We start from the raw sequence: 5779 nt of genomic DNA on the forward strand, positions 1-5779 counted from the left end.
CGTTCCGATCACCGCCGCTTCAAGTTCACAGCCGACAATGTTGCCATGCTGCTTAACCGTGACGTTCACAACCGTTTTCAATCCTCGAGCCGACAGGGCCTACACGGATCACGACCTTGGCGCCCGCCATAATCGAGCGTAAGGGCCATCAGTTCTCACTAGGTCAGCGTGCTTTCCCTCCTCAATGACCCGCCCCTTGTCCAGGACCACAATATTGTCCGCCCCACGAACGGTGCTCAACCGATGAGTGATGACTATGATGGTCTTCCCAGCGCGAGACAGATCCTCAACAACCCGCAGCACAAATTCTTCGGCTGCCGAGTCCAGAGAGGAGGTCGCTTCGTCAAGGATTAGAACGTCGGGATCCCGGTACAGGGCCCGAGCCAATGCGAGGCGCTGCTTCTCACCTCCGGAGAGGCGAACCCCGTTCTCGCCCAGATGGGCCTGGAACCGCCCGGGCCAGCGCTCGATGCACTCCCGCAGTCCTATTCGATCACAGATGCGTACGATCTTATCGAACTCCGGTTCGAACTCGCCCAGGGCGATGTTCTCGATCACGGAACCGGAGAAGACGTCTATCGATTGCGGTACTGCAGCCATGACCTTGTGCAGTGATGCGCTCGAGAAATCCTGGAGGGCATATTGGCCGATCCGAATGCATCCATCCTCAAGCTGGTAGACATTCTGCAGCAGAGCCGCAAGGGTGCTTTTGCCCGAGCCGCTCTCACCCACGACGGCCGTCAACTCTCCTTGGCGAAAGGAGACGCTTAGATCGCTGAAAACCTCCGCCTGCGCGCCATAGCGGAATGTGACGTTCTCCAGGCGAATATCTCCGAGATCGGTCTTCGTAGCATCGATGCCGCTGCTGCTTGCCGACTCCAGTTCAAAGATCTCGAAAAGTCTATCCGCCGCGATAAACGCGTCTTGAACGATCCGGTTGGTCTGGATCAGGCGGGCGACCGGCCGGGTGATATAGCCAAGCAACGTATAGCAGGACAGCAATTCGCCGGGCGTGACGGCCTGTTCGAGCGCAAGCGTGGTTCCAAACCACATCAGCACGATGGTGAACAGGACCGACAGCAACGTCGAGGCGTTGTCGCCGCAGATTGAGATCAGCCCGGAGCTGTAGACGGAATGCAGCATCTTTACGAAGCGGGTCTCCATTTTGAAGTTTGCGAAGCTCTCGACGCCGGAAGTCTTAATGGTGGAGACAGCTCCGAGTGATTCTACCAGTTGCGCCTCGAGTTTGGCGTCATTTTCCATGATGACTCGTTGGAGATTTCGATTCATCCGATTGATGGCCCAATATACCAGGATGTACATTGGAATGGCGAGCGCCACGATCAAAGCAATATTCCAGGAATAGATGAACATCATTCCGAACGAGAACAGTATCATTAAAATGTCAACAAACATGTTTATCGAAACGTCGTTCAGGAAGCTCCTGATTTTCACAGCGTCGTTCATGCGCGACACGATTTCTCCCATGCGCATGCTATCGAAGAACTTCTGGGGCAGGGCCAGGATGTGATTGTAATAGCCGAGGATCAAGCATACGTCGATCTTCTGCCCCGTCTGCAGGACGAGTCGGCCTCTTAGGAGGTTGATCAGGATCTGTATCGCTAGGATCAGCAGCATTGCGATGCTCATCAAGTTGAGCAGGTTGCGGTTTCCCGCTGGGATCACGTGATCAACGATCTTCTGAACGTAGATCGCCGTCGAGAGACTGAGGACGGTCGTCACAAGAGCGCCGACGAGAGCCTGCGCCATCACCGTGCGGTGTGGCGCGAGTAGGCGGGCGAATCGGGCGAGGGGCGACGTGGTCTCGTCTCGACGATTGAATGTGTCTGCCGGAACCAGCAAAACCAGAACGCCGGTCCATTGCTCCATGAATTCCTGATGCGGCACTTTGCAGATTTCGCCCAAGGCCGGGTCCATGACGATGACCCACTTGGCGTCGATCGCATGGACCACTACGAAATGGTGCAGGTCCTCCTTGACGACGTGCGGGATAGCGGGCTTGGGGATCTTGTACAGGCTGTCGAAGCCACCTTTGACGCCTTTCGCGATGAAGCCCAGCTTCTGCGCCGCTTCCGTGAGCCCCAGCACACTCGTACCGGAGCGGTCGGTCGACGCATACTGGCGGATGCGCGCCAATGGCAACTTGTAGCCATAGAAGGCTGCGACAGATGCGAGGCTGGCGGCGCCGCAATCCGTGATGTCACGCTGTTTGAACTTAATGGCCTTACTCGACATGGAGGCTCGCTGGCTGTTGGGACAATATTAGCGCCCCGCCAGCATCGGGTTGAGCCAATCGTCTGCCTCGTCGTAGAGCAGTTGCAGGAGAGTGCGATTGGCCAACAGAAAGCGAGCCCGCACGGTCATGCCTTTCTTCAGGTGGCCGATGGCCCCGCTTTTCAGCGCGAGTTCGCTGCGAGAGAGCGCGCACTGGACCTTGAAGACCGGGTTCCCGTCATGCAGAGTGAAGTCCTGCGCCACCTCGACCACCCTTGCTTTGATGACACCCCATTGGTTGTAGTTAAAGGCATCCACTTGGAGCCGCACCGGCTGACCAGGCTGCACAAAGCCAATGTCGTTGGGGGAGACGTAGATTTCCGCCACCAGATCGTCGTTCGGCGAGATCCAACCAACGGTTTGCCCGCTCTGCACGTAGCTTCCGTGCGCGAGGCCGGAGAACTGCTCGAGAGCACCCGATACTGGGGCGCGGATGCGGTGCAGGTCCCGTTCGTGCTCGAGCTGATGCAAGGTGGCCGTGAGTTCCTTTAAGCGCAGGTTAGCATCAAGGAGCTTCTGGTTCCAATCAGCGGTTTTGCGTCGCACGAGGATCTCGCCTTGGACCTCGATATTTTGGAGAGCGAAAGCCTTCTCGTCAACGGTCTTCGCCGGCGCCGCAGCAGCCGAGACAAGTCGCTTTGCGCGGTCGAGTTCCGCCGCGGCGTTACTGCGCGCATTTTGGTTCTCGCGCAGCAAGTTGAGAAAATGCACCCTTTCAGCCGTCGCGGATTCGGTTTGGAGGGGGGGCGAGACGCTGAGCCTTGCGCCGGAAGAAATCAGCGTTTGGAAGTCATGGGCAAGATCGCTCTTGGCATGAATGTCGGCTAAAACCCCGCTGAGCTTTTCCTCGATTACATGATCGTCAAAGGCGATTATTTCCTTCCCCTTAGCAACGACATCGTTCTCAAAGGCAAGGACACGGGAGATGCGTCCGGAGACGGGCGCTATCAGGGGCGTCTTCTCCACGATCGGGCGAATAGTACCGACACTCTGCATGGAGACCGGTATGGTAACGAGTGGCAGTGAGCCAAATGCCGCGGCGACGAAGAGCAAGATCGCCCTATAAATGCTCAAGGATCGTCCTGATCGTCGCGCCAGTATGCTTTCTGCGATGCAGCTGGCCGTTTCAGCAGAAAGGGGAACTGCTAGTCTGTAGTCACTAGGAGCCATCGAGAGCCAGCTCGCTTATCAACCAAACAAGTGTCCGTAACGTCGCAAAAACAAGTAAACCCAAAAATACCAACCTCCGGAGGTTTCAGCTGCTTCTTGAGGGGTTAATTCGGTTACACGATAGGCTGCCATGTTGTTCATCATTGGTGTCTCCGTTCAGAGCTGGATTGAGAAGATGCCAAGGTCCCCGTTGGGAGCTCCTAGCGGCGCGCAACAAAAAGGTTCAAGATTCGTGCCAATGCAGAAGGAGCGAAAAGCATCAGAAAACTGTTCTGTATGTTATTCAATGGCTGCCCTAGAGCGCCGAGACGTGCCAAACCGCACATCACGCTGTCGCAAGCACGACAAACCGAGTAGGGTTCTGAATGAACGTCCTGAACAGGATCGACAGCTCCAAAGTTCGGTGGCGACGGTACAGTTGAGACTCGGCGCTCAGTAAGCGCGCCCCCATCCGCGTAGCCCCCATCGAGTTTGCCGTCGATTTTTGTTGCTGCTGATTCACTCTGAAACCTGGTGAATTGTTGGTGGCCCTCCGCACGATAGTGGGCGCGGATGCGCCGCTTGGTGCCGCGGGCCGTCGCCTTGCGCTGTGGCGGCAAATAATAGGCCGTCGCTCGAAGCCGGAGTGCCCATGGATCGGTAACCCCGCCTGCGCCTCGACCACCCTGGCTAGCGCCCGGTCGTAGGCTTCGCTCTCGACATGCCACTGTCGAACACGGATTAACACCCACAAGGTGTGGGTGTCTGTGGCATCGGCCATCATGCGCAGGCCAAAGCTAGTCTCTTCTGCGAGGATGACGTTCATCGCAGGGCGCTCCTGTACGCAGATGACTGAATGCTTCGCAGAAGCCAGTCGCAGCATCCACGTCTGGACGTCGCCTTCGCAATCGAGCCGCCCGGAATCGTAACAGCCCGAGCTGGCGCGGCCAAGCTCGCGTAACCGGATGTCGAGGTGAGCTTGAGATTTGCCAGCTATCCTCCTGTCGCAACGGCCCCGCGAGACGATCGCTGTCGGCCACAGCCTGGGCCGGAACAAGTGCAGGTCTGAGATCGCCATAGCGTCGGGACCCGCCCAAGCATTGCCCAATAGGTCTCGTGTTTCTTTTCGCATCCGGTGGATCTTTTACTTGACACATCCGGCCATAGCATCTGCCAATAGGGACAAGGCCACGCCCTGGTAAACGTGAAATACGGCAGGATGCTAGGCCTTCAGGCCTACAGCCAGGTCTCGGATCGATACGGGTCGATCCGTCTGTCGTCCTCGTCGATCAGACGCTTGAGCCATTCCAGCGCCGCGATGGCGGACCCGATGTGCTGCATTGTTCCGGAATTCGAGCAGGCTCAGCAGCCTCGGCAACATGCGTGGATAATGAAATGCCGTAGGAGGAACGTGGCACCGCCTGGGCTCGCTGCTTAGGAACCGCCAGTCTCGTATTTGCGGACCAGAGCCGAAAGTATCGCCTGTTCGGCAATTTCGGCACCGCTCCGTCGAGGGCCTTGATCGCGGACCCGGCGATGCGAGCCAAAAGGCGCTCCTCGCTGGCCCCTTTTCAATTTCTTGGCGATCGAGGCGACGACCCTACGTTCCCATTCGCCACCATCTTGTGCACTTTGATCTGAACCCTTCAAACTGGACCAGTTTTGGTTAGAGTTTTCCGGTGCATTTTCCTGGCTGGGAAAGGGACCAGAAGACGATGAAAGCGTCGCAGTTTTCGGACGCTCAGAAGGCGTTCATTCTGAAGCAAGGTGATGAAGGCGTGTCGGTTGCTGAAATCTGCAGGAAGGCGGGGATCAGCCAGGCGACTTATTTCAACTGGAAGAAAAAATACGCGGGCATGCTGCCACCGGAGATGAAGAGGCTGAAACAGCTCGAGGACGAGAATTCGCGCCTGAAGAAGATCGTCGCGGATCTGACGCTGGACCGCGAGATGTTGCAGGATGTCATCCGCCGAAAGCTCTAAGGCCTGCTCGGAAGCGGGAGATGGTGAAAGGCATGTGCTGCGATTGGGCGATCTCGATCCGACGTGCTTGTGGAGCGTTGAACTTCGATCGATCAACTCACCACTATACCTCTCGCCGTGCTGATCAGGCCGGTCTGGAACGTCGTATTCGCGAGATCTGCGAGATCCGTGTGCGGTACGGCTATCGCCGCGTGCATGTGCTGTTGGAACGCGAGGGTTGGGGCACCAACATCAAGCGAACCTACCGCATTTACAGGGACTTGGGGCTACAGTTGCGGAACAAGACACCGAAGCGGGGGGTAAAAGCCAAGCTTCGCGAGGATCGGCACATGGCCGTCGGACCCAACGACGTC

General features: G+C 57.2%; 3 protein-coding genes and 2 pseudogenes. 1 reads left to right on the forward strand and 4 read right to left on the reverse strand.

The genetic code is table 11. The annotated features are described in order from the left end of the window. Positions 1–108: 108 nt before the first annotated feature. The 4 genes and pseudogenes from MOV76_RS37980 to MOV76_RS37990 all read right to left on the reverse strand — a co-directional run. Positions 109–2256: a peptidase domain-containing ABC transporter gene (locus MOV76_RS37980; protein ID WP_097545514.1), complete on the reverse strand. Its 2148-nt coding sequence runs from the start codon at positions 2254–2256 to the stop codon at positions 109–111. Between the two features lie 27 nt (positions 2257–2283). Next, entirely contained in the window at positions 2284–3369 is a 1086-nt protein-coding gene (locus tag MOV76_RS37985) for an HlyD family secretion protein (protein WP_008533948.1), read from the reverse strand. Between the two features lie 114 nt (positions 3370–3483). Further along, positions 3484–3609, reverse strand: a complete 126-nt coding sequence (locus MOV76_RS39935) for a hypothetical protein (protein ID WP_004676277.1) — start codon at positions 3607–3609, stop codon at positions 3484–3486. Positions 3610–4041: 432 nt separating this feature from the next. After that, a pseudogene (locus tag MOV76_RS37990) lies at positions 4042–4334 on the reverse strand (Tn3 family transposase); the annotation flags it as partial. Between the two features lie 825 nt (positions 4335–5159). Here MOV76_RS37990 and MOV76_RS37995 point away from each other — a divergent pair. Then, positions 5160–5779, forward strand: a pseudogene (locus tag MOV76_RS37995) (IS3-like element ISRel21 family transposase); the annotation flags it as partial.

The organism is Rhizobium sp. PRIMUS64 (genome assembly GCF_023006465.1).
Lineage (GTDB): Bacteria > Pseudomonadota > Alphaproteobacteria > Rhizobiales > Rhizobiaceae > Rhizobium > Rhizobium leguminosarum.